This window comes from Aquamicrobium segne (assembly GCF_042656785.1).
Taxonomy (GTDB): Bacteria; Pseudomonadota; Alphaproteobacteria; order Rhizobiales; family Rhizobiaceae; genus Mesorhizobium; species Mesorhizobium segne.
Genome location: NZ_JBHSLL010000011.1, coordinates 98,437 through 98,663 on the forward strand (window position 1 = coordinate 98,437; position 227 = coordinate 98,663).

The window sequence follows — 227 nt, forward strand, 5'->3', positions numbered from 1 at the left end:
TTGCGCGTTGGCATCAGTCGGATATTGGCGATGACACCACGCGCGGCCATCTCATCATGCAATGCATCGCTGTCATAAGCCCGGTCGGCGAGCAGAACCTGACCGGGCGCCAGTGTGGCGAACATGTCGGCAGCCGAGCGGCCGTCATGAGCCTGACCGGCGGTGAGCTTCAGGCGGATCGGACGTCCCCGAGCGTCAACAAGGGCATGGATCTTGGTGGTCAGGCC

The 227-nt window shown here is 63.4% G+C and carries 1 protein-coding gene; it reads right to left on the reverse strand.

The features are described from left to right. On the reverse strand, window positions 1-227 hold a 227-nt coding region (locus ACFPLB_RS03120; protein WP_378227824.1), incomplete at both ends, for a transposase.